Annotated in this window: 17 protein-coding genes; 9 read left to right on the top strand and 8 right to left on the bottom strand. The window is 42.5% G+C overall.

The features are described 5' to 3' along the window. The 3 genes from gspE to gspC form a co-directional block, all read right to left on the bottom strand. Positions 1 to 1,491, bottom strand: a complete 1,491-nt coding sequence (gene gspE / locus L3V25_RS14395; RefSeq protein WP_237296233.1) for a type II secretion system ATPase GspE — start codon at positions 1,489 to 1,491, stop codon at positions 1 to 3. Between the two features lie 35 nt (positions 1,492 to 1,526). After that, a complete protein-coding gene (gene gspD / locus L3V25_RS14390; protein WP_237296232.1) occupies positions 1,527 to 3,539 on the bottom strand; it encodes a type II secretion system secretin GspD in 2,013 nt (670 codons plus the stop codon). Positions 3,540 to 3,656: 117 nt separating this feature from the next. Next, positions 3,657 to 4,553 carry a type II secretion system protein GspC gene (gene gspC / locus L3V25_RS14385; RefSeq protein ID WP_237296178.1) on the bottom strand — a complete coding sequence of 299 codons (897 nt, stop codon included), beginning with the start codon at positions 4,551 to 4,553 and terminating at the stop codon, positions 3,657 to 3,659. A gap of 367 nt (positions 4,554 to 4,920) precedes the next feature. On the opposite strand from gspC, the gene hslR reads away from it, so the two are divergent. From hslR to L3V25_RS14365, 4 genes are all read left to right on the top strand, one after another. Further along, positions 4,921 to 5,310: a ribosome-associated heat shock protein Hsp15 gene (gene hslR / locus L3V25_RS14380; RefSeq protein ID WP_237296177.1), complete on the top strand. Its 390-nt coding sequence runs from the start codon at positions 4,921 to 4,923 to the stop codon at positions 5,308 to 5,310. A 24-nt stretch (positions 5,311 to 5,334) separates the two neighbouring features. Next, on the top strand, positions 5,335 to 6,201 hold the full coding sequence (gene hslO / locus L3V25_RS14375; protein WP_237296176.1) for an Hsp33 family molecular chaperone HslO: 867 nt from the start codon (positions 5,335 to 5,337) through the stop codon (positions 6,199 to 6,201). A 280-nt stretch (positions 6,202 to 6,481) separates the two neighbouring features. After that, positions 6,482 to 8,107: a phosphoenolpyruvate carboxykinase (ATP) gene (pckA, locus tag L3V25_RS14370; RefSeq protein ID WP_237296175.1), complete on the top strand. Its 1,626-nt coding sequence runs from the start codon at positions 6,482 to 6,484 to the stop codon at positions 8,105 to 8,107. Between the two features lie 166 nt (positions 8,108 to 8,273). After that, positions 8,274 to 10,304, top strand: a complete 2,031-nt coding sequence (locus tag L3V25_RS14365; protein ID WP_237296174.1) for an AsmA family protein — start codon at positions 8,274 to 8,276, stop codon at positions 10,302 to 10,304. A 94-nt stretch (positions 10,305 to 10,398) separates the two neighbouring features. Here the strand turns inward: L3V25_RS14365 and L3V25_RS14360 are convergent, their stop codons facing one another. From L3V25_RS14360 to typA, 4 genes are all read right to left on the bottom strand, one after another. After that, positions 10,399 to 11,322, bottom strand: coding sequence for a bifunctional GNAT family N-acetyltransferase/hotdog fold thioesterase (locus L3V25_RS14360; RefSeq protein WP_192999760.1), 924 nt, complete (start codon positions 11,320 to 11,322; stop codon positions 10,399 to 10,401). Positions 11,323 to 11,380: 58 nt separating this feature from the next. Further along, complete coding sequence (dtd, locus tag L3V25_RS14355) at positions 11,381 to 11,818, bottom strand: D-aminoacyl-tRNA deacylase (protein WP_192999759.1); 438 nt, start codon at positions 11,816 to 11,818, stop codon at positions 11,381 to 11,383. Beyond that, positions 11,815 to 12,693: a virulence factor BrkB family protein gene (locus L3V25_RS14350; protein ID WP_192999758.1), complete on the bottom strand. Its 879-nt coding sequence runs from the start codon at positions 12,691 to 12,693 to the stop codon at positions 11,815 to 11,817. The genes dtd and L3V25_RS14350 overlap by 4 nt, the downstream gene beginning before the upstream one ends. Positions 12,694 to 12,872: 179 nt before the next feature. Beyond that, entirely contained in the window at positions 12,873 to 14,702 is a 1,830-nt protein-coding gene (gene typA / locus L3V25_RS14345; RefSeq protein WP_237296173.1) for a translational GTPase TypA, read from the bottom strand. 624 nt (positions 14,703 to 15,326) lie between these two features. On the opposite strand from typA, the gene glnA reads away from it, so the two are divergent. The 5 genes from glnA (at position 15,327) to L3V25_RS14320 (ending at position 23,074) form a co-directional block, all read left to right on the top strand. After that, complete coding sequence (gene glnA / locus L3V25_RS14340) at positions 15,327 to 16,736, top strand: glutamate--ammonia ligase (protein WP_237296172.1); 1,410 nt, start codon at positions 15,327 to 15,329, stop codon at positions 16,734 to 16,736. Positions 16,737 to 16,951: 215 nt separating this feature from the next. Continuing rightward, complete coding sequence (locus L3V25_RS14335; RefSeq protein WP_346656338.1) at positions 16,952 to 17,587, top strand: DUF4124 domain-containing protein; 636 nt, start codon at positions 16,952 to 16,954, stop codon at positions 17,585 to 17,587. Positions 17,588 to 17,748: 161 nt separating this feature from the next. After that, positions 17,749 to 18,849 carry a nitrogen regulation protein NR(II) gene (glnL, locus tag L3V25_RS14330; RefSeq protein ID WP_237296170.1) on the top strand — a complete coding sequence of 367 codons (1,101 nt, stop codon included), beginning with the start codon at positions 17,749 to 17,751 and terminating at the stop codon, positions 18,847 to 18,849. 56 nt (positions 18,850 to 18,905) lie between these two features. After that, the gene (gene glnG, locus L3V25_RS14325) at positions 18,906 to 20,318 is read left to right on the top strand and encodes a nitrogen regulation protein NR(I) (RefSeq protein ID WP_237296169.1); all 1,413 of its coding nucleotides are present in this window, start codon (positions 18,906 to 18,908) and stop codon (positions 20,316 to 20,318) included. Positions 20,319 to 20,521: 203 nt separating this feature from the next. After that, positions 20,522 to 23,074 carry an EAL domain-containing protein gene (locus L3V25_RS14320; RefSeq protein ID WP_237296168.1) on the top strand — a complete coding sequence of 851 codons (2,553 nt, stop codon included), beginning with the start codon at positions 20,522 to 20,524 and terminating at the stop codon, positions 23,072 to 23,074. A gap of 132 nt (positions 23,075 to 23,206) precedes the next feature. Here the strand turns inward: L3V25_RS14320 and hemN are convergent, their stop codons facing one another. After that, entirely contained in the window at positions 23,207 to 24,580 is a 1,374-nt protein-coding gene (gene hemN, locus L3V25_RS14315; RefSeq protein WP_237296231.1) for an oxygen-independent coproporphyrinogen III oxidase, read from the bottom strand. Between the last annotated feature and the right edge of the window lie 101 nt (positions 24,581 to 24,681).

Genomic DNA, 24,681 nt, shown 5'->3' with positions numbered 1-24,681 from the left:
TTACACTTCCTTGGTCACGCGTAGCACTTCTTCCAAAGTGGTCACGCCGCGGCGTACTTTAGCCAAGCCATCGTCACGAATACTTGGCGTTTTAGCACGAATCGCTTTTTCAATCACTTGCTCGCCGGCTTCCGAATGGATCAATTCTTGGGTTTCATCATCAATTAGCAATAGTTCATGAATACCAGTACGGCCACGATAACCTTTGTGGTTGCAGTGCTCACAACCTTGTGGTTTATAAAGCTCTAATGGCTCATCAGCGCTCACGCCAAACAATTGCTTTTGTTGAGCATCGGCTTGATAAGGTTGCTTACAACTAGGGCATAAAGTTCTTACTAGACGCTGCGCCAATACACCCAATAATGAAGAAGAAATTAAGAAAGGTTCAATCCCCATATCACGCAAACGAGTGATGGCACCAATTGCGGTATTGGTGTGCAAGGTCGACATTACTAAGTGACCGGTTAATGAGGCTTGTACTGCGATTTGCGCCGTTTCTAAATCACGTATTTCACCGACCATCACCACATCTGGATCTTGACGCAAAATCGCACGCAAACCGCGAGCAAAGGTCATATCCACTTTTGGATTTACTTGAGTTTGTCCAATTCCATCAATATCAAATTCAATCGGATCTTCCACGGTTAAAATATTACGTTCGCTGCTGTTAAGCTCTTGCAAACCAGCATACAAGGTAGTTGATTTACCCGAACCGGTTGGGCCGGTCACCAAAATAATACCGTGCGGCCTAGCAATTAAATGACGAAACGCTTCGTGGTTTTTAGGTGTCATGCCTAAGCTATGTAGATCTAAGCGCGTGGCGTTTTTATCTAATAAACGCATTACGACTCGTTCGCCATGGGAAGACGGCATGGTTGATACACGCACATCGACCGCTCGACCACCAATTCGCAATGAAATTCGGCCATCTTGTGGGACACGTTTTTCCGCGATATCGAGTTTAGACATCACCTTGACGCGAGATACCAAAATCGGCGCGAGTTTACGGCTTGGCGATAATACTTCACGTAACACACCATCGACTCGAAAGCGGATAGATAAGACTTTCTCGAAGGTTTCAATATGAATATCTGAAGCGCCTTCTTTGATTGCCTCGCCTAACATGGCGTTGATCAATTTAATGATCGGCGCATCATCTTCTGATTCTAATAAGTCTTCGTTTTCTGGTAGCTCTTCAGCAAGTGAAAAGAAATCATCATCCGCGCCAATATCTTCCATCAACTGACGTGCTTCTGATGAATCGCGTTGATAAGCATCGGTCAGCTTATTTTCAAACTCATTAACCGTCAGTTTTTGTGGTTTGAATGATTGCCCGGACGCGCGACGTATTTCCAATAACACTTGTGGAGTAAGCGCTCCGCAATAGTACAAAACACTTTGCTGTTGATCGTTATAATCCAGCACCACTTGATGACGTTTAGCATAAGCAAAAGGCAGACGAAACTTAGGACGAGAGTCTAGCTCATCCATTAATTCTGGTGCCATATCTTGTGCTGAATCGATCATTATTGATTACCCTCAACCTGAGCGCTTTCACTGTGATTTAATTGCTCAAGGAAAGCTTGAATTTCCGCCGGTTGACGTTCACCTTGACCAAACTTAGGCAATACCGGTGTTTCTGCATTCGGAAGCAGTTTTAAGCCTTTTTGCGCTTTATATAACTGCTCAGCGCGAATGTAGTTGTATTTACGACGCGACAGACCATCGATCGACATACCGTCGCGAATAATAGTCGGCTTAATGAACACCATTAAGTTCTTTTTCTCTTTGGTGGTGTTGGTATAAGAGAATAATGCGCCTAAATAAGGAATATCACCGAGTAGTGGTACTTTCGAGACACTCTCTTGCGCGCGTTCATCAATCAAACCGCCCAGTACAATCATTTGTCCATCTTGCACCATCACAGACGTGTTAATTTGACGCTTAGCAAAACGTACATCCACGGCACCATTGGCACCAAGTACATTGGAAACTTCTTGCTCGATTTGCATTTGAATCGAGTCACCTTCGTTAATTTGAGGTGTCACTTTGAGTTTGATACCCACTTCTTTACGATCAACGGTTTGGAATGGATTTGAGTTATCCGAGCTGGCGGTAGAGCCCGTGACGACCGGCACTTCTTCACCAACAATAAACGAGGCTTCACTGTTATCTAACACTGTGATACTTGGAGAAGACAGAATATTAGAGTTACTGCTGGTTGCCACTGCACTGATTAATGCCGTCCAGTCACCTTTTACAATACTCAGCGCCGCGCCATTCACACCACTTAATGCTGCTGCTAATGTTGAATAGTCACCAGATTCAGTTGTGGTTTCATTTCGAAGAAAGTTACCGTTATCATCATATACAGCTGTTGTACTAGATGTATCTTTAGCTTCTTGAATACCAACAGCCACCTCTCCAATTCTGGCATTCGCATTGGAGTACTGCACCATACTGCCAGTTTCTAAGTTGCCGTATTGCACACCGAGATCGATACCTTCACCTTCAGCAAGTTCAACAATCAAAGCTTCAATCAGTACTTGCGCACGACGAATATCCAACTGACCAATCACCTCTTGAAGTGCTTTCATAATATCTGGCGGTGCGGTTAACACTAGAGCATTCGTGCCTTTATCAGCCGTAATCATCACTTTGGTTTTACTGGTACTGCCAGCGCCTGATTGAGAATCTTTTTCTGCTTGTAGGTTTTCCGATACCCCAGTTAATACATCCACTAAATCTTCAGCTTTGGCATAACGTAAATACACCACGCGGTTATTGCCTTTGGTGGCCATTTCAACATCAAGTTGGCTGATCAATTTTCTCAAGCGTTGGCGAACTTTCGGATCTCCAGAAATGAGAATTGAGTTAGTACGCTCATCAGCAACTAACTTAGGTTGTAGTAATTCAGGGGTATTTTTGGCATCGGCGCTTTTGCTGAGAGAATCAACAATTCGCACCATTTCGGTGGCTGAGGCATTTTTTAACTCAACCACTTCGACTTCTTTATCGCCGGCTTGATCGACACGTTTAATAATTTCCGCCAGGCGATTCACTACTGACGCTCGACCCGTTAGAAGAATGATATTTGATGGATCGTAGTGCACAACGTTACCGGCACCGGCGTTATCATTTAACTGACGCAAAATAGGTGAAAGCTCTCGAACTGAGACATTTTTCACAGGAACAACACGAGTGATCACTTGATCGCCAGAAATAATCGAGTCATTTCCCACTACAGGTACCGCAGCGGTTTTGGCATCTTTATCTTTAATCACTTTTAAAATGCCATTGTCCATTTCGATTACCGCATAACCGTAAACTTCCAACACATTTAAGAAGAATTTGTAATATTGTTCTTGGTTCAATACATCGTAACTACGTACATCAATTTTGCCGCGTATTGATGGATCAACAATGATGGTTTTATGTAAATTACGCCCAACAATGTTAATAAACTCTTGAATGTCGGTACCTTTAAAACTGGCACTAAAATCATCTGCAATAGCAGATACCGATACCAAACTGGTCATTACGATTAGTGAGACTTTGCTCAACCACTTTTTCACACCATGCTCCTGCTCACCATTGGTGACGTTACTATGCTCTTCGTTCCTGAATTAAGGCTCGGTACGAATTGAGAATCCATTTTAAAATTGAATATAAATATCATGAGTCTGACCATCTCTTTCCACGGTTAGGTTCCATTCCATAGACTCTAAAGCCGTTTTCCATAATGTTGCCATTTGCGATGGGTCAGTGAGATCTTGTCCGTTTAATGCAGTGGCAATATCGCCATCTTGTAAACCAACTTGTTCAAATAAAGCGCGATCTTTACCGGGACGAACTCGGTAGCCTTTTAATTGCCCTTCATCCATCACTTGTGAAAGGCGAATATATTGAAATATTTTTTGTGGATCTTCGGAAATCTCTTGGCGAACTGTATCTAAGTCTGCGACATCATCCGTCGTAGCTTGATTCTCAACAGGCTTACGGGCAACCGATTGAGGCGATTTACTATAATCAATACCTTGCAGCATCAAGGTTTCATCACGCCCTTGGTTGCTAATAATCACTCGGTCAACATACACCGCGGTCAGTGTGACGCGCGTTCCATCTATGGTTTCACCAATGCCGTAAGTCGCCTGCTTACCTTGATTCGCAATAATTGCGAGGCTTAATTTATCGTTGCTGCTAGCGACGGCTCCCACTAGCGTTAAATTCAAACGTGTTTGCGGTGCATCTTGGGCGACTTGTTGTTTTTGGGTTGGCGTTTGAGTGTATAAGCCAAATAAATTAGCACTTAAGAGTGGGGATAATGTATCGGTTTGACTGTTTGAAGAGGTTTGAGAAGCAATCACATTCGGTGCCGACCAGCGAGCAACATTCGAGGTTGGGGATAATAATGCCCATAATAAGATGCCGACTACCCAAGCAATCAGAGCCGTTAATAGCAAAGTGATAATAAAACTTAGCTGAGATTGATTTTGTACCCAACGATTTGCCAATTGTGTCCATTGCTGTTGGATATTGTCTTTTGACACCATTAGAGATGACACCTTAAATTCGATTCCATTCTTATTTACTTTTCGAAGCCTAACCTTAACGGTTTAAAGGGATTAAACCAAATTAATTCATTCGATCATGTGTTTGTAATCAACATTTATCGCCACATTATGCAGAATCATTCATTAAGCTAACAATTCTGATAGTTTTCCATTCATTGAACCAATGCAGACAACGGAATCGAAAATTATATCCCTAAATTATTACATCTTTCGAACTATACCTTGAAAATGCCAAAAACCACCTCCATTTGAGTCATACTATGAGTGATTAGCAAAGTATAAACCTAAGTAACTTGGTATAGCTTTTACTCTCTTTACTGTTAACCCTTCGAGGTCATATCTCAGAATGAGTTCACAAACTTTATCGGTCCGTTTAGACAAATGGTTATGGGCCGCCCGTTTTTACAAAACACGTTCCATTGCCAGAAGCATGGTTGAAGGTGGCAAAGTTCACTATAATGACCAACGTAGTAAACCAAGCAAAATGGTTGAGCTCGGTGCTTCTATTCGCTTGCGTCAAGGTAATGAAGAAAAGACCGTGATCATCGAAAAGATTTCCGATCAGCGTCGCGGGGCACCAGAAGCACAAACCTTATATGCAGAAACGCCAGACAGTATTGCCAAGCGTGAAGAAAACGCTCAAAAACATAAACTGAACGCACTGTATAGCCCAAGCCCAGAACGACGTCCTGATAAAAAACAACGACGTAATCTCATTAAATTTAAACAACAATAAGCCCAGGCTAGGAGTTCCCAACTAATGGCAAATAACCTTTTACATCGCTATTTATTCGAAGATTTGTCTGTTCGTGGTGAATTAGTACAACTTGATACCGCTTACCAACAAATCATTGCCAACAAGGATTACCCACAGCCGTTACAAAACTTATTGGGCGAACTACTTGTAGCAACCAGTCTACTCACCGCGACTTTGAAGTTTGAAGGCTCAATTACTTTGCAACTGCAAGGCGATGGCCCTGTTTCTTTAGTAGTAATTAATGGCGATCACGACCAAAAAATGCGTGGTGTTGCACGTTGGGAAGGACAAATTGCTGACGATGCAAACTTGCACCAAATGATTGGCAAAGGCCACTTAGTGATCACCATTTCTCCTGATAAAGGCGAGCGCTACCAAGGTGTCGTTGGTTTAGAAGGCGACACGCTTTCAGAAGTATTAGAAAGCTACTTTGAGCGTTCAGAGCAACTAAAAACGCGTTTATGGTTCCGCACTGGTGAACATGACGGTCAAGCACATGCCGCTGGTATGTTATTGCAAATCATGCCAGACGGTACTGGTTCTGCCGATGATTTTGAGCACTTAGAAAAGCTGACTGAAACCATTAAGAATGAAGAACTGTTCTCACTAGAAGCCAATGACGTGCTTTACCGCTTGTATAACCAAGAAAAAGTACAGTTATTTGAAGCACAGCCGGTCGAGTTCTTCTGTGGTTGTTCTCGTGAGCGTAGCGCAGGTGCTATCGCAACCGTTGCCAAAGAAGAGTTGGATGACATCTTAAAAACAGAAGGTGAAGTGGCTCTGCATTGTGATTACTGTGGCAGCACTTATTCTTTCGATGCAGCACAGGTCGATCAAATATTAACGGCCGCGAAAAAAAGCCTGCATTAATTCATTGTATACAATAAGTTACATGTGACAGATAACAAGCCGACTCAGTTCGGCTTTTTTTACCCCTAAAATCAGCTATTAATTCCATATCTAGCCTCATCTTTAAGCACTTATTTTATTCAAGATAATAATCATAGTGTTCTTGACTCCACCTTTTTGCGCTCTGAAGTTTGCTAAAATCACAATAGAGCTCAAATAAACCACACGTAGAAAGTGGTTATAATGTGTTCATTACCTAAAATTATAATATTCCCTACAAATTTCCTATTAAGGAGCATCTATGACCGTTATGGAAAAGAGCACTACTGCAGCCCAGTTGGATCTCACAACTTACGGCATTACTGGCGCAACCGACATTATTTGTAATCCTAGTTATGAACAACTGTTCGTTGAAGAAACCCAAAAAAATTTAAGTGGCTATGAAAGAGGTATTGTTACCGAACTCGGTGCAGTTTCAGTCGATACTGGTATTTTCACTGGCCGCTCACCCAAAGATAAGTACATCGTAAAAGATGACGTGACCAAAGATACCTTGTGGTGGTCAGATCAAGGTAAAAACGATAACAAACCAATCACGCCTGAAGTCTGGGCTGATTTAAAATCGTTAGTCACCACTCAACTTTCAGGCAAACGTATTTTTGTGATCGACTGCTTCTGTGGTGCCAATCCTGAGTCACGATTAAAAGTTCGCGTGATCACTGAGGTCGCATGGCAAGCTCACTTCGTAAAAAATATGTTCATTCGTCCAACCGAACAAGAACTGCAAGAATTTGAGCCTGACTTCATCGTTATGAATGGCGCCAAGACCACCAACCCTAACTGGCAAGCTCAGGGGTTAAACTCCGAAAACTTTGTCGCCTTTAACTTAACCGAACGCATTCAAATTATCGGTGGTACTTGGTATGGCGGCGAAATGAAAAAAGGTATGTTCGCCATGATGAACTACCTACTGCCGCTTAAAGGCATGGCGTCGATGCACTGCTCTGCCAACGTAGGCGAAGATGGTGACGTGGCGATTTTCTTTGGTCTATCAGGTACTGGTAAAACCACCCTATCTACCGACCCGAAACGTCAGCTGATTGGTGATGATGAGCATGGCTGGGATGATGATGGCGTGTTTAACTTTGAAGGCGGTTGTTACGCCAAAACCATCAAACTATCGAAAGAAGCAGAACCGGATATTTATAATGCGATTCGCCGTGATGCATTATTAGAAAATGTGACGGTTTCAGACGATGGTATCATCGATTTTGACGACAACTCAAAAACCGAAAACACCCGTGTTTCTTACCCTATTTATCACATTGATAATATTGTTAAGCCAGTATCTAAAGCTGGTCATGCACAGAAAGTGATTTTCTTAACCGCTGATGCGTTTGGGGTACTACCTCCGGTTTCAAAACTGACGCCCGAGCAAACTAAGTACCACTTCTTATCTGGCTTTACTGCAAAACTAGCTGGTACAGAACGTGGGATCACCGAGCCTACGCCAACCTTCTCCGCGGCCTTTGGCGCTGCATTCTTAACCTTGCACCCAACGCAATACGCAGAAGTGTTAGTGAAACGTATGGAAGCGGCTGGCGCGGAAGCTTACTTGGTAAATACCGGTTGGAATGGCAGTGGCAAACGTATCTCTATTCAAGATACTCGCGGCATTATTGATGCGATTTTAGATGGTTCTATCGATCACGCACCAACTAAGGTTATTCCAACCTTTAACCTAGAAGTGCCAACTGAACTACCTAACGTTGATAGCCAAATTCTCGATCCTAGAGATACCTATGTAACGGCAGAACAATGGCAAGTTAAAGCCGATGAACTGGCGCAACTTTTCATTAAAAACTTTGCTCAATATACTGACAACGATGAAGGTAAAGCCTTGGTTAAGGCCGGTCCTCAGCTGTAGTTCGCTAAGCAAAAAATAACGACATAGAGAAAAACGAGATTCCAAATGGTTTCTCGTTTTTTTATCCCCACAATCAAAGCAGGAATAATTGTACCTGAACTAATAAGTACTTATACTTCGTAGTTCTAAAATGCCCAGTTAGGGTTGAGAATACACAGGACGTTACATGAGAAAACTGCTAGCCATTATTGTTGGCTTGATTTCATTAGTGGTTGTTGCTCTTTCCGCTTCTTACGCAGCCTTACACACTAAATATGCCGCTCAGGTAGTCAATACAGTTCTTGAATATGCTTACCAAGATAATATCCAAGTTCGTGAAGTAAACTATTCATATCAAGAACCTAAGCACCTACAACTTGATGGTGTGCTGATCAAAAATGGTGATGAGGAACCTATCCTAGTCGAGAAGATGGATATTTGGCTGGCAAAACATACTTGGCTAAATAACCGACTACAAATTGATAATGTGGTGGTTGATGGAATTACTCTGCAAACGGGTTGGCCTAGTCTAGTGTTTCCGAATTATATCCAATTAAATAAATTATCAATTACCAACATAGACTTTGCAGATAACGACTGGGTGGGACGTGATGTTAACATCCAGATTAAACATCCTGAAAAACGTGACCATAGACTACTGCCTTTTTATGGTGAAATTCAGCTCTCCGCAGGGCAACTCTATTGGCAAGGTGAAGCCATCAATAACTTGTTCCTTGATGGTGATATCACGCCTGAGCATTCAACCTTTTACGATATTCGCTTCCAGTGGCGCCAAGGCCAATTTGCTGCTCAAGCCACTAAAAAGCAATCACAAAAAATATGGCAACTTCCCCGTGTGACAATTAGCGGATTACGCTTACAACAAAATAGCCTCGATAATATTAGCCAACAAAGTATCGATTGGTTTAATCAGCAAGCAATGGCGATTGATGATCTTGAAATCAGCAATTCCAGCATCGAAGTGCCTAATTTTTCAGTTAATAATATTAAGCTAACCGCTGAACAACTTAGCTTACCGTTTGATTTTTGGCATCAGCAAAATGCCTCTATCTTTGCGACCGCTGATACCATGAGCGCTTTTGGTCAGGCGATTCATTCACCGGCTTTAGATATTAACTTGCAACCCAATATCGCTAACATCCAAGATATTTCATTAGAGATGCTGCAAGGTAATCTGCACATTCAAGGTCAAGCGACCCCAACCGGTTTAGACTTGTCACAATTCAATATTAATAATATGAAATGGATTCCAACCGCCGAATCTAAACAGTTAGCACTGGATTACTTGCACAACTTACAGTCTCTTAAGGCCAAGATGCTGACCATTAACAATGTGCAATTTATCGATCTCACCACTTCCCCTGCCAAGCAAGCAACCGGACTAAGCATTGAGGGTGATAACCTTGAAATGAAGAAACAAGGCGATTGGGGTTTATGGCAAGGTGAGTTAAGCATTAGTGCTAATCGCGCTAGCTACGATAGCGTTAATAGTAAAAACCTACTAGTCAGCATGCGTAGTGAAAAAGGTCACTTTTGGCTGAATAAACTGTTTATTCCATTAGAAAATGGCCTAGTCAAAGGCGCTGGCGAGATGGCATTTAGCCAAACCAGTCAGCCTTGGAAGCTTGATCTTGAAGCCTCCGGGATCCCGCTGCGCTTCTTCTCCCGTTGGTTTGATTTACCGCTGCATCTCGATGGTATTACTGATTTCACAGTCAAAGGTGAAGGCTTATATGGCGATCAATTAATCTTCAACCATAGTGTCACAGGACAGCTTAACGCCAGTGTAACTCGTGCCACCAGCGATGATGACTTCCAAACCTTATGGCTTCGTAATCAAGGTATTGAATTGCCACCATTAGCACCACCACAAGACCAAGCAACTATCGCAGACTCAGAAGATAGCGCAGACGCAGAAGATAAAACGGCACAAGTAAAACCAGAAAAACCGAAAGCCAAAAAAGTCCAGCCTGTCACTATCAGCGATATACATTTAGTGGCTGACCGAGGACGTTTATCGCTTAAACCATTTAAGATCGAAGGCAAAGATTTCTCTGCTCATCTAGGTGGTGAATACGACTTTTTATTCCCAGAAAAAGGCAATCTGCAATATCGCTTACAAGGTGAATGCCAAGCCTTAGTGTTTGACTTGCTCAGCCATAAAGACTCGGTGTTAGTAGAGAATAACTGCCACTAAGCCGGGGAACACAAGCAACTCAAAACCAAATAAAAGGCGGTGATAGGATCAACTATCACCGCCTTTTTTCATACTTTCGGTTTTACTAAAACTATTACTTAACCAACGGCGCTTCGCCTAAAAAGTCGGTCATCAGCATATAAGTGCCGGTAAATTCCACCGCGGCCACATCACCACTATAAACGGTCACTTTCACGATCACCCTAGCACGGCGTCCACTGACCAACCGATCTAAGTCTCCACTAATACCATCTAAAGAGGTCACCGCAACTGGGCTTTGTGTCACCGGCGCGCGAAAACGCACTTGGCTATCGGCTAAAATAATATCCGCTTCTAAACCTTTTTCACGCATTAATAGCCAGGCCATTCCCCAACCAGTTAATGTAGTCAAGGTAAATAATGAACCGGCAAACATGGTTTCATGTGGGTTGATGTTCGGGTTAAGTGGCGCGGAACATTCAAATTGATAACCAGTATATTGGCTAATACGAATCCCCATCGCCGCACAAATTGGGATCTCTTGTCGCCATCGCTTTTGCAATTCATCACACCAATCTGGGCGGCGTGAAACATTGGCACTCGCTTTCAAGCGCTTCAACATTTGCTGGTGACGAGTTGGCCCTCTTTCGTCACTTAACTCACCTTGGCTTTCAAAACCATTTTTGGCGTAAAAGTTAATCGCATCTTCACGCGAGTTACACACTAAGCGCTTAGCGCCTTCCTGCATCGCATACGACTCTAACGCCACCAGAATCAATGAACCTAGCCCTTTACCTCGATGCTGAGGATGCACCGCCATATAGCGTATTTGGCCTTCGCTATTCGGCGTTAAATACATACGACCTACCGCCATAATACGGCCTCGACCATCGACAATCATACGATGGGCACTCATATCATCATATTCATCACGCTCAGAGCCTTGTGGCTGATGAAATGGCTCTCGCAACATTTGCCAGCGAAAATGATAATAGTTTTGCAAGTCAGATTCGGTTTTTGGCGTCACTAACTTAAACATGTAAATCCCTTACTATTTAATATTCGTTTACTAGGGTCTGTTGACCTTTCGTTATATTTTATACTTGTAACCAGAAGGTCACCGGTCCGTCGTTGATCAGTGCCACTTTCATATCAGCCGCAAATTGTCCGTTTTCAGTATGAACATCTGCTTGCTGACAACACTGTGAGAAATAGTGATATAGGCTTTCCGCTTCTTGTGGATCAGCCCCTTTAGAAAAACTCGGACGCATGCCTTTTTGCGTATCTGCAGGTAAAGTAAATTGCGATACCACTAAGACTTCACCACCCGCTTGCTTCACATTGAGGTTCATTTTACCTTGGTCATCTTCAAAAATTCGATAGCCTAATACTCGTTCACTCAAACGTTTAGCTTTTGCTTGATCATCGCCTTTTTCTACCCCTAGTAGCACCAATAAACCTTGATTAATACTACCGACAATCTCGCCATCAACCTTAACACTGGCTTCACTGACTCTTTGGATCAAAGCAATCACACATCATTCCTTTTACGACTAAATTTTTGTTTTAACTTTTGTAGTGGGTGGTATGGCTCTTCATCATACCAATCTTCTCGTTCGCCAAGGCTTGCCGTCACTTCCGCACCGACCAATACGATAAACCAGCACAAATACACCCAGACAAATAAAATCGGGATCGCGGCTAATGCACCGTAAATCAGTTGATAAGATGGAAACTCAGTAATGTACATCGCGAAGCCTTTTTTCGATAACTCGAATAATAAGCCTGCCACCAAAGCACCGGTACATGCATGAAGGAATTTCACCTTAATATTTGGCACTAGCATATACAAGACGACGAAAGTCGACATCGATAAAATCATCGGCAAAATTCGGTAAATACCACTGACCACTTCTTGGCTCAGATATCGCTCTGAAGTGATATAAGAGCTGAGCGCCAAGCTGGCCCCCATTAACAAAGGCCCTAAAGTGAGTACCATCCAATACATAGAAAATGAATAGACTAAGCGGCGTTTGCGTTTAACTCGCCAAATAAAATTAAGATTCTGATCGATATTAGAAATCAACATCATAGCGGTAACAAATACGAAAAAACCACCTATCGCAGTCATGCTAGAAGTATTGGATATAAAAGTATTGAGGGCATTTTTTACCGCATCTCCGGCGGCTGGCATAAAGTTTAGAAACACGAACTCTTGGATTTGTTCAGTAATGCCGTGAAAAACCGGAAATTGAGATAGCGTCGTAACTAGAACCGTCACCAATGGCACCAGTGATAGCAATGAAATATAAGCCATATAACCGGCATTCACCGCTAAACGATCACGAACGATACGATCCTTTAGGTACACCAAATAATGGATACATACGCTGATTTTTTTGTCCATCATCACGTCCCTAATGATATTAACTAAGATGGTCACTTTAACTTAAGTAGAACGCCAGCCTCTAATCTTAAGATAATTTAAGCACATAGCTGACTTTATATGACTCCTCCTAGAGTAATAAAAAAGCCGATGCATTGATAGCATCGGCTTTAATTGCGTATAAACGCTTAAGCTGCCATGGCTTACTTAGGAGCACGACCCGCACGTTTACGTTCATTTTCAGTCAAATGACGCTTACGGATACGGATGCTTTCTGGTGTTACTTCTACTAGTTCATCATCATCAATGAATTCTAAAGCTTGCTCTAGAGTGAACTTGATAGCAGGAGAAAGCGTTTGAGCTTCATCAGTACCAGATGCACGAACGTTAGTTAGCTGCTTACCTTTCAGACAGTTAACGGTTAAGTCGTTGTTACGGTTATGAATACCGATAACTTGACCTTCGTAAACTTCATCAGCGTGCTCTGCAAATAAACGACCACGATCTTGTAAGTTAAACAATGCGTAAGTTAGTGCTTTACCGGTTGCATTAGAAACTAATACACCGTTGCTACGTTGGCCAATTACGCCACCTTTATGGTCATCGTAACGCTCAAACGTATGGTAAAGAAGACCAGAACCTGAAGTTAGTGTTAGGAATTCAGTTTGGAAACCAATCAAGCCACGAGAAGGCATGTAGAAGTCCATGCGAACACGGCCTTTACCATCTGGTGCCATATCAGTCAGTTCACCTTTACGGATACCGATGTTTTCCATGATGCCACCTTGGTGCTCTTCAAGCACATCGATAGTCACTTTTTCAAACGGTTCCATTAGTTTGCCATCAATTTCTTTCTCGATAACTTCTGGACGTGATACTGCAAGCTCGAAGCCTTCACGACGCATATTTTCGATCAGAATTGAAAGGTGAAGTTCACCACGACCTGATACTTTGAATTTATCTGGATCATCTGTTTGCTCAACGCGTAATGCTACGTTGTGCACTAATTCTTTTTCTAGACGCTCAAGGATGTTACGTGAAGTCACGAACTTACCTTCTTTACCCGCGAACGGAGAAGTGTTTACTTGGAACGTCATAGTTACTGTTGGTTCATCAACCGATAACGGAGTCATTGGTTCAACATTGTTTACATCACAGATGGTGTCAGAGATTTTAAGCTCACCAAGACCAGTAATCGCAATGATGTCACCCGCGTTAGCTTGTTCAACTTCGTGACGCTCAAGACCTAGGTAACCTAGAACCGTACCCACTTTACCGTTACGTTTCTTACCATCAGCACCAACGATAGTCACTTGTTGGTTTGCTTTAACGCTACCACGAGTTACGCGACATACACCGATTACGCCAACGTAAGAGTTGTAATCAAGTTGAGACACCTGCATTTGCAGTGAACCATTGATATCAACATTTGGACATTCAACGTTATCAACGATTGCTTGGAATAGTGGTTCCATGTTCTCGCCAGTTTCGCCTTCTTCTAATGTTGCCCAACCGTTTAATGCTGAAGCGTAAACTACTTGGAAGTCTAGCTGCTCATCGGTTGCACCTAGGTTGTCGAATAGGTCGAATACTTGATCCATAACCCAATCAGGACGTGCACCTGGACGGTCGATTTTGTTGATAACAACGATTGGCTTCAAGCCGTGTGCGAATGCTTTTTGAGTTACGAAACGCGTTTGAGGCATTGGGCCGTCAACTGCATCAACGATAAGCAATACTGAATCAACCATTGACATGATACGCTCAACTTCACCACCGAAATCGGCGTGTCCTGGGGTATCTACAATATTGATGCGGAAATCATTCCAGTTGATTGCGGTGTTTTTCGCAAGAATGGTAATACCACGTTCTTTTTCGATGTCATTTGAATCCATGACGCGCTCTTCAGCTTCACCACGAGATTCAAGTGTACCCGATTGCTGTAAAAGCTTATCAACCAAAGTCGTTTTACCGTGGTCAACGTGCGCGATAATCGCGATATTTCTTAACTTATCAATCTGTGGAGTAGTCATGGAATTCGATTCACTTATAAAAGACACCCAGACATTGGGCGAACTTGATTAAAAAAACGGTCGTAAATGTACCAGATTTTCCGAAAAAACCTAGGAATATGTCACATTAGCGGCCAAATATTACCCGCAAATGACCATTTTAGTGTAAACCACCTTGAGCATTTTCGCTTAATCGGTAGCTTACCTTCGTCTAAACACAAAAAATAGCCAACCTAGTCAATGAGATAGATCAAATCTCTCCCTCTATCTTTTAAAACTGCATAAAAAGATAGAAATAATGCGCTCTACACACCATGTTGCATATTTCCCTTAGTTTTTGCATTGACAAACCGATCAATTCTCGGCTGAATAGGACGAGTTATTTAACCGCTTGCATCACCATGGCGCACAATGCACCAAAATAATGCAACCGAAACCCAAAATGGTGCAAACAAATGCACCCTATTGGCATAAATAATTTTATCTTTATGTTTTTAAAGGATTTATTTTTTTGGCACGATTTTAGCTTTATTCAAAGCATCGTTGATTACTTTTTATAGAATCAAGATCGCTGAAAGCTAGATTCATTCGTTTGAATCACTTTTATCGTTCAAACAGTATTAATAACACCGGAGGTTATCCAAGATGTCAGTAGAAAATGTACTCTCTCTGATCACAGAAAACGAAGTTAAGTTTGTTGATTTACGCTTTACCGATACCAAAGGTAAAGAACAACACATTTCAATCCCTGCTCACCAAGTAGATGCTGACTTCTTTGAAGACGGTAAAATGTTTGATGGTTCTTCAGTTGCAGGCTGGAAAGGCATCAACGAATCAGACATGGTAATGATGCCAGACGCATCAAGCGCAGTACTTGACCCATTCACAGAAGACGCAACGCTAAATATCCGTTGTGACATTCTTGAGCCTGCAACAATGCAAGGCTACGACCGCGACCCACGTTCAATTGCAAAACGTGCTGAAGATTACATGCGTTCAACCGGTATTGCTGACACAGTTCTTGTTGGTCCTGAGCCAGAATTCTTCCTATTTGATGACGTACGTTTCGAAAATAACATCTCAGGTTCTTTCTTTAAGATTGATGATGTTGAAGCAAGCTGGAACTCAGGTACTGAATACGAAGAAGGCAACAAAGGCCATCGTCCTGGCGTGAAAGGTGGTTACTTCCCAGTAGCACCAGTGGATTCTTCTCAAGATATCCGTTCTGCAATGTGTCTAATTATGGAAGAAATGGGCCTTGTTGTTGAAGCGCACCACCATGAAGTAGCAACTGCAGGTCAGAATGAAATCGCTTGTCGTTTCAACACGCTAACTGAAAAAGCTGATGAGATTCAAATCTACAAATATGTAGTACATAACGTTGCTCACGCTTACGGTAAAACTGCAACCTTCATGCCTAAGCCACTGGTTGGTGATAACGGTTCTGGTATGCACGTTCACCAATCTCTAGCTAAAGACGGTGTAAACCTATTTGCTGGTGATAAGTACGGCGGCCTTTCAGACATGGCGCTTTACTACATCGGTGGTATTATCAAGCACGCGCGTGCAATCAACGCCTTTGCTAACCCATCGACTAACTCATACAAGCGTCTAGTACCAGGATTCGAAGCACCAGTTATGCTTGCATACTCTGCACGTAACCGTTCTGCATCAATTCGTATCCCAGTAGTACCAAGCCCGAAAGCGCGTCGTATCGAAGCTCGCTTCCCAGATCCAGCAGCTAACCCATACCTAGCATTTGCGGCATTGCTAATGGCTGGCCTTGACGGTATTAAGAACAAGATCCACCCTGGCGATGCTATGGATAAAGACTTGTACGACCTACCGGCAGAAGAAGCAGCTGAGATCCCGAAAGTAGCGGAATCTCTAGAAGTTGCACTAAAAGCACTAGACGAAGATCGTGAGTTCTTAACTTCTGGTGGCGTATTCTCTGATGACTTCATCGATTCTTATATCGCTCTGAAATCAAAAGATGTTGAGCGTGTTAACATGGCAACGCACCCATTAGAGTTTGAACTGTACTACTCAGTATAATCAAACTGGTTCACCTGATCAGATTTACTCTGTAACGGTGTAAACCCAATGAAAATTTTAGGCTCGCCTCTCAGGTGAGCCTTTTTTTTATTGTCGTCACACAACCATCAATTAAGCTATCCATAAGCAGTAAACAATAAGCAATCATCAACACGACGATCACGGTGCCCATTATGAAACGGATCCACATACCAGTATTGTTATTTAGCCTGATCATGGGTCAAGCAGCTCTGGCAGGGCAAGTTTACAAATGGACAGATAGCAAGGGAGTGACACACTTCAGTGACAGTCCACCACCAGAAAAAGCCAATAGCAAAGAAGTGCTTTCTCTACCGGATATAAAAGCGCCTGCTCCAGAGCCTCAATACAGCGACAGCACTCAAGTTGCTCAAACGCAAAGCTCAGCGGCTAGCTCGCTTGATTCAACAGAAGCTCAAGACTCACCAGCAACCCAAGATGAATCTGAAGCTCAAAACTTGGCAAATTCTGCTGATCCTGCAGCAAATAGCGAATTAGCTAAAGACAAAGCCAATACCGAGAAGCAATCAGCAGAGGCGGATAAAAAAATTGCTTTAAAGATTACCAGCCTACAAGACGATCAAACCATTCGTAGTAATCGAGGCTTTATTACGGTGCAAGTTGAACTCAGTAAGAAGCTAGGAATTGGTCAATCACTGCAATTAATGATGGATACGCAGCCTTATGGTGCGCCACAGACGCCATCTTTGTGGGAGTTAAAAAATATAGACCGAGGTTCGCATACATTTTCGGTAAATGTTGTCGAAAGCGGCAAGGTTATTGCATCATCCAATACAATCACAGTGCACCTACATAGAACAACTGTGAAGTAGAAGTATGATCAGCAAAGCATAAGTCGTTAACCCTAGTTAAAATAAGCCGTCAACTTAACTAACTAGTTAAAAACAAGAATTAAAAACCGTATTTTTGTTTGTGCTCAATTTTATCATGCTCCATACTGAAACTTTCAGGTGCACCTTTTTAGTGCAACATAATGGATGTGAGCATAATGACCAAGCAAACAATTCAAAGTGATGAGCTGGTTACCACGATTCTTGGCAATATGGTAACGGCGACTTTATTACTCGATGAAAAATTGACGATTCATTATGCCAACCCTGCGGCTGAGCAATTATTTTCTCAAAGCGCCAAGCGACTACTTAACACCGCCTTATCTCAATTAATACAGCATGCCTCGATGGATTTGGCGTTATTTACCCAGCCATTACAAAGTGGCCAGAGCATTACCGATAGTGACGTAACCTTCGTGATCAATGGTAAGCCTATGCTACTTGAAGTCACTGCTAGCCCTGTTTCAGTAAAATCCAATGACAACCAAACGCTAATGCTACTGGTTGAGATCCGCAAAATCGATTCACAGCGTCGTTTAAGTCAGGAGCTCAATCAGCACGCGCAGCAACAAGCGGCCAAACTGTTAGTTCGCGGTTTAGCGCATGAAATCAAAAACCCACTCGGCGGGCTAAGAGGCGCAGCACAATTATTAGGTCGCATGTTGCCCGATCCTAATTTAAACGAATACACCCAAATCATTATTGAACAAGCTGACCGTCTGCGAGCTTTGGTCGACCGTCTACTTGGTCCGCAAAAACCGGGAAAAAGAGCACCGGTTAATTTGCATGAAGTGATAGAAAAAGCCCGTCAACTGGTTGAGCTTGAATTCGGTAACCAAGTACTTATTGAGCGTGATTACGACCCAAGCATGCCGCATATTGTGATGGATGCCGATCAGGTCGAGCAAGCCTTCTTAAACATTACCAGTAATGCGGCACAAATTTTAGCGTCACAACCCGATGGCACGATTACCATTAAAACTCGTACCGTTTATCAAGCTAACATTCATGGTCAACGCCATAAATTGGTAGCTCGAATCGAAATCATGGATAACGGTCCCGGCATTCCAAGTGAATTACAAGATACCTTGTTCTACCCCATGGTCAGTGGGCGAGAAGGCGGTACCGGGCTCGGACTATCTATCTCTCAGAATATTATCGACCAACACAACGGAAAAATTGACGTTGAAAGTTGGCCAGGGCATACCGTATTTACCATTTATTTACCGATCCAAACGGTTTAAAAATCGGCAGTGCCAGATGTTGTTTAATTTATCGAACTTGCGCAAGGAATTAGGATATGAGTAAAGGATTTGTATGGGTCGTTGATGACGACAGCTCAATCCGTTGGGTACTAGAAAAAACATTATCATCCGCCAATATTCAGTGTGAAACATTCGCTGATGCGGAAAGCGTACTTTTGGCGTTAGAGCGTGAAACCCCTGATGTGTTAATTTCCGATATTCGCATGTCGGGTATGGATGGCTTAGCGCTGCTAAAACAAGTACAAACCAGCCACCCAGATTTACCGGTTATTATTATGACCGCTCACTCGGATTTAGATGCCGCGGTTAATGCTTATCAAACCGGGGCTTTTGAATATCTACCTAAGCCCTTTGATATTGATGAAACCCTTACCTTAGTTGAACGTGCCATTACTCATAGCTATGAACAAAAGCATGCCACTAGTGGAACTGAAAACCTCAAAACCGTCACACCCGAAATTCTCGGTGAAGCGCCGGCAATGCAAGAAGTCTTTCGCGCGATTGGTCGTCTATCGCGCTCTTCCATTTCGGTCTTAATTAACGGTGAATCTGGTACTGGTAAAGAGCTGGTTGCCCATGCCTTGCACCGTCATAGTCCACGCTCAAAAAATCCGTTTATTGCTTTAAACATGGCGGCGATTCCTAAAGATCTGATTGAATCAGAACTGTTTGGCCACGAGAAAGGCGCATTTACCGGTGCCAATAGCGTCAGACAAGGTCGCTTTGAACAAGCCAATGGCGGTACTTTATTCTTAGATGAAATTGGCGATATGCCACTGGATATTCAAACTCGACTATTAAGGGTGTTGGCAGATGGACAGTTTTATCGAGTCGGTGGCCACGCTCCGGTAAGTGTCGATGTGCGGATTATCGCGGCGACGCACCAAAACCTAGAAAAGCTAGTCAACCAGGGCGATTTTCGTGAAGATTTATTCCACCGCTTAAATGTCATTCGTGTGCATATTCCAGCCTTGCGTGAGCGCCGCCAAGATATCGAAAAGTTGGCTTCGCACTTTTTAGGTCGAGCAGCCGATGAGCTAGGCGTAGATATGAAAACACTTCACCCAAGCACGGTTGAAACCTTAAACCGACTTCCTTGGCCTGGTAACGTACGTCAATTAGAAAACATCTGCCGTTGGTTAACGGTAATGGCGAGTGGCAGCGAAGTTTTACCTAACGATCTCCCTTCTGAGCTGATCAATGAAAAACGTCCAACCGATCAAGAAGGCAACGCGGGATCATGGCAACAACAATTAGAAAGTTGGGCTCGTTCGGCATTATCAGCCGGAGAATCAGAACTGCTGAATATTGCTCAACCAGAATTTGAGCGTATTTTACTGCAAACTGCGTTAACCCATACTAATGGCCATAAACAAGATGCAGCAAAACTATTGGGTTGGGGCCGCAATACGCTGACCCGAAAATTAAAAGAGCTCAATGTAGATTAAGCTCAATAATCACTCTTTAATAATTTAGTGGCTGATGTGTTATAAAAAACAAACAACTCATCAGTCACTCAAATGACAACTGAATAACTATATTCACAAAAGTGATGAAAGCTGCATAATTACGCTGTTTTAATAAAAAATACATACTAGATCACAGATTTTGATTTATAATTATGACCCATCTTCTATAACCATTGACTCACATGAAAGCCCCACGTTTATCATTACGCACCGCTATTATTTTACCTTTGACTCTCATTTTATTCGCGATGAGTGCGATAATTTTTGTCATTCAGTCAATTAGCTACCAAAATACTTTAGAAGACATCAGTAAAAAAGAACTGACGACCTTAGCGCAGACCGTAAGAACCAACTTAGGCAATTATCTCTACCCTTCTTTTATTATCAGTTCCACCTTAAGCCAATCGGTTATTCATCACTTTCAAGAACCAACCAGCACTTCGACAGATAAAGCGCGCTTTATATTTGATATCTATGAAAGTGTGAAAAATCAGCTCCCTCAGCTTGATACATTAAATATTGGTATTGATAAAACCGGTTATTACTACGGCTTTCGCAAAGAAGACGATCAATCTTTATCTTTATTATTAAAAGATGAATCGACCAATAATGATCTTGTAGTTTTTGATGGCGATAAAAGAAACGCCAAAGAGTTATATCGAGTCAAAAATTACAATATGCATCCACGCCCTTGGTATGCACCAGTCGCTTTTGCTCGCAAACAAATGTGGTCTGAACCTTATATCAATAATGATGAGAAAAAAGAGGTGACCCTTTCAGCCCTCACTCCGATCATTGATAAAGGCCAATTGTATGGCGTGATTTCTGCCGACATTAAAATATCCACTTTCAATCAACTGCTTACCGAGCAAAAAAGTCAGCATAATCGTTCAATATTTATTTTTGATGCTAACCAGCGTTTAGTGGCTCAATCGGAATCTTCAGACGAATTAAGTATTATTAGTGAAGATGCCCCTAAAACAGAAACCAACAACCCACTTTCAATTGAAGGTGGCCGACGTGCGATATATGCCAGTACCGATCCAGTCATCAAAGCGGCATCAAAAGCCTACTTATCGCAATCTGTTGATGATGAGCAACTGTTTGAATTTTCACTCGATAACAAAAAGCACTTTGGCTATGTCATACCCTTTAACGACCAATACGGCCTGAACTGGCATATTGCGATTTCGATTCCGGAATCAGAAGTACTAAGTAAAATGTCTAGCCAGCAACACATGATGAATCTGACCATTATCGGCAGTACCATCTTTTTGTGTTTAACCGGCTTTATCTTCTTAACTAGAGTCACCTCGCCGATCACACAAACCGCTAAAGCGGCGCAAAAGTTAGCTAAAAAAGAGTGGAATACGCAATTACCTGTTTTCGGTCAAACCTTTGAAACTTACACCTTAGTTAAGTCTTTCAATGAAATGGCCACCGATTTACAAGTCGCATTTACCGACTTACATAAACAACTCGCGTTTGACTCTTTAACTGGCCTGTATAGTCGTGAGGGCTTAATTGAATCAGTAAAAAACCACAAAAGACTCAATGGGTTCGTGTTTGTTATTGGCTTTGATAGCTACCGTAATATCAACGATACTTTGGGTTACCACACAGGTGACCAACTGCTTAAAACCATTGCCGAAACCATCAAAACGATTGCGCCAGCTAACAGTTTCCAAGCAAGAGTAGGCAGCAGTGAGTTTGCCTTGATTACATTGAATATGGAATCAAGCTACAAACAAGATTTGATTAATTTGATTATCCGAACGTTTGATAAACCAATCCGCTTAGGGATGGAAAATATCTTACTGGCTCCGGTAATCGGAACAAGCGACATTAATAACAGCGCTCTAGAGCAAGCCCTTCGCCAAGCAAGTATTGCTTTAAGCCATGCGAAAAAGAACCAGTTAAAAGAAACTACTTATTCATCTGAAATCGAAGAAGATTCTCTAAAACGTACCCAAACTATCTTACAAATTAGTGAGGGCTTAAAAGGTCGTGAATTTGTGCCTTTCTACCAACCTTTGATTGACTTAGAAAGCGGTAAGATTATTGGTGCAGAAGCACTGGCTCGCTGGTTATCACCAAGCAAGGGCTTAATTCCGCCGATGAAGTTTATTCCGATTGCAGAAGAAACCGGCTTGATTCATCAAATTGGCTATCAAATTTTATTGCAATCATGCCAAGATACTCAAAATGAAATTGATGCTGGGCGCTGGCCTGAAAGCTTCCATATTCATGTCAATGTTGCGGTCGACCAACTTGCTTCAGAGCAATTTATCTCTGAATTAAAATACATCTTAGAAAAGACCAAGCTATCGCCAAACAACCTGACGTTAGAAGTAGTGGAAAGTAATTTAATTGATGACAACCCACTACTACTGGAAAATATTAAGACCATTCGCTCAATGGATGTTGGTATTGCTATCGATGACTTTGGTACAGGCTACTCTTCACTGGCTTATCTACAGACAATTCCATTTGATTGCTTGAAGATCGACCGAGCTTTCATTAAAGACTTAACCGAAGAAAATGGCCACAACTCCATTGCTGCAGCGATCTTATCGTTAACACGCGATATGAACGTCGAAGTGGTTGCAGAAGGCATTGAAACCGAAGAGCAAGCAAAAGTCTTGGCTGAATTAAAATGTGAGCAGGTCCAAGGCTTCTACTATGGTCGACCTTCGCCACTCAAGGACTGGGCCACTAGCTTCCCGCTTAAATAATATCAGTTGACGTTAATTACGATGAAAAAATGCCGCAACTCCAAACGGAATCGCGGCATTTTTACAACTTATATACACCCAAAGTAGTTGGAGTTGCCGTCAACAAAGCTGCAACTTCAAGTACGACGGGGATTAAATTACACGTGAGAACTGCTGCTGACGGGCGCGTGTTCGTAGGTAAGTATCAAAGCACATACAAATATTACGAATCAATAAACGGCCACGTAAGGTCACCGTAATATGCGAATCGGTTACTTCAACTAACTGGTCGTCAACAAACGTTTTCAGCAAAGCCAAGTCTTCTTTAAAGTACTGATTAAAGTTGAGGTTAAACTCTTTTTCGATCCCGACTTTATCTAGGGTAAAGTTACAAATTAGCTGCTTAATCACTTCACGACGAATCAAATCATCTTGGTCTAATACCACACCACGCCATAACGCATGACGTTGCTCATCAACTTGAGCGTAGTACTTTTTCAGCTCTTTTTGGTTTTGTGCATAACTATTACCAACCATAGAAATCGACGACACACCAAAGCCAATCAAATCACAATCGCCTTGGGTAGTGTAACCTTGGAAATTACGGTGCAATACGCCGGCTCGTTGAGCAATCGCCAGCTCATCGTCTGGTAGAGCAAAGTGATCCATACCAATGAACTGATAACCAGCCTCGGTAAGGGTTTTAATCGTATATTGCAGAATGGCCATTTTTTGCTCAGCGCTCGGCATGTGCTCTTCTTTGAGCTTAGCTTGAGCGGCAAATAATTGTGGCATATGCGCATAGTTAAAAATCGATAGTCGGCCCGGTTTCATGGCTAACACTTTTTCTAGCGTATGTGAGAAGGTCGCTAGTGTTTGTTTTGGTAAACCGTAGATTAAATCGAGGTTGGTAGAACGGAAACCCAGCTTTTTGGCTCTTGCGACCATGGCAACAATGAAGTCTTCATCTTGCTCACGGTTCACCAATTGCTGAACTTCTTTATCAAAATCTTGTACACCGATACTCAAGCGGTTGAAACCTTCTGCGCGTAAATGATCAAGCATATCGAGCTCAATTTCACGCGGGTCGACTTCGATACTAATTTCAGCATCGTCAGTAAAGGTAAACTCGGCACGTAGAGCGGTCATAATGCGCGTCATTTGGATTTTGGTTAGGAAGGTTGGCGTACCGCCACCAAAATGCAATTGGCTCACCTGACGCTGCTGAATCAGCGGAGCGCGCTCACGGATTTCTTGAATTAACACTTGTAAGTAATCATCGGCTTTATGCTGATGACGGGTGATCACTTTATTACAGCCACAGTAGTAACAAAGCTTATGACAAAATGGGATATGAATATAAAGTGAAAGTGGACGCTCTGGATAGTCGGCACAAGCCATATCGAGATCCGAGATGGTGAACGCTTCATGGAACTCAACCGCGGTTGGGTAGGACGTATAACGAGGGCCAGAGTAGTTATACTTCTCTAGCATTGCTTGATCCCACACGATTTGTTCTTTTAACATCATGACTTCCACTTATTATTTCAACAACACTTACTGAATGTGTCCTAGTCACCTAGGCTTTAAGTTATCAATATCGACAAGCTATCAATACTAATTTTCAC

Source organism: Vibrio sp. CK2-1 (assembly GCF_021726515.1).
GTDB lineage: Bacteria > Pseudomonadota > Gammaproteobacteria > Enterobacterales > Vibrionaceae > Vibrio.
The sequence above is the reverse complement of the archived record's forward strand: the minus strand, read 5'-3'. Positions and strand labels throughout refer to the sequence as shown.

What these genes read in the sequence shown, in the direction of transcription:
- L3V25_RS14335 (WP_346656338.1), top strand. Translation starts at nt 16,952, where the DNA reads ATGGGTCAAGCAGCTCTGGCAGGGCAAGTTTACAAATGGACAGATAGC.
- hslO (WP_237296176.1), top strand. Translation starts at nt 5,335, where the DNA reads ATGGCAAATAACCTTTTACATCGCTATTTATTCGAAGATTTGTCTGTT.
- glnL (WP_237296170.1), top strand. Translation starts at nt 17,749, where the DNA reads ATGGATGTGAGCATAATGACCAAGCAAACAATTCAAAGTGATGAGCTG.
- glnG (WP_237296169.1), top strand. Translation starts at nt 18,906, where the DNA reads ATGAGTAAAGGATTTGTATGGGTCGTTGATGACGACAGCTCAATCCGT.
- gspE (WP_237296233.1), bottom strand. Translation starts at nt 1,491, where the DNA reads ATGGATGAGCTAGACTCTCGTCCTAAGTTTCGTCTGCCTTTTGCTTAT.
- glnA (WP_237296172.1), top strand. Translation starts at nt 15,327, where the DNA reads ATGTCAGTAGAAAATGTACTCTCTCTGATCACAGAAAACGAAGTTAAG.
- L3V25_RS14360 (WP_192999760.1), bottom strand. Translation starts at nt 11,322, where the DNA reads ATGTTTAAGTTAGTGACGCCAAAAACCGAATCTGACTTGCAAAACTAT.
- gspC (WP_237296178.1), bottom strand. Translation starts at nt 4,553, where the DNA reads ATGGTGTCAAAAGACAATATCCAACAGCAATGGACACAATTGGCAAAT.
- typA (WP_237296173.1), bottom strand. Translation starts at nt 14,702, where the DNA reads ATGACTACTCCACAGATTGATAAGTTAAGAAATATCGCGATTATCGCG.
- hslR (WP_237296177.1), top strand. Translation starts at nt 4,921, where the DNA reads ATGAGTTCACAAACTTTATCGGTCCGTTTAGACAAATGGTTATGGGCC.
- L3V25_RS14365 (WP_237296174.1), top strand. Translation starts at nt 8,274, where the DNA reads ATGAGAAAACTGCTAGCCATTATTGTTGGCTTGATTTCATTAGTGGTT.
- pckA (WP_237296175.1), top strand. Translation starts at nt 6,482, where the DNA reads ATGACCGTTATGGAAAAGAGCACTACTGCAGCCCAGTTGGATCTCACA.
- L3V25_RS14320 (WP_237296168.1), top strand. Translation starts at nt 20,522, where the DNA reads ATGAAAGCCCCACGTTTATCATTACGCACCGCTATTATTTTACCTTTG.
- hemN (WP_237296231.1), bottom strand. Translation starts at nt 24,580, where the DNA reads ATGTTAAAAGAACAAATCGTGTGGGATCAAGCAATGCTAGAGAAGTAT.
- gspD (WP_237296232.1), bottom strand. Translation starts at nt 3,539, where the DNA reads ATGACCAGTTTGGTATCGGTATCTGCTATTGCAGATGATTTTAGTGCC.
- L3V25_RS14350 (WP_192999758.1), bottom strand. Translation starts at nt 12,693, where the DNA reads ATGATGGACAAAAAAATCAGCGTATGTATCCATTATTTGGTGTACCTA.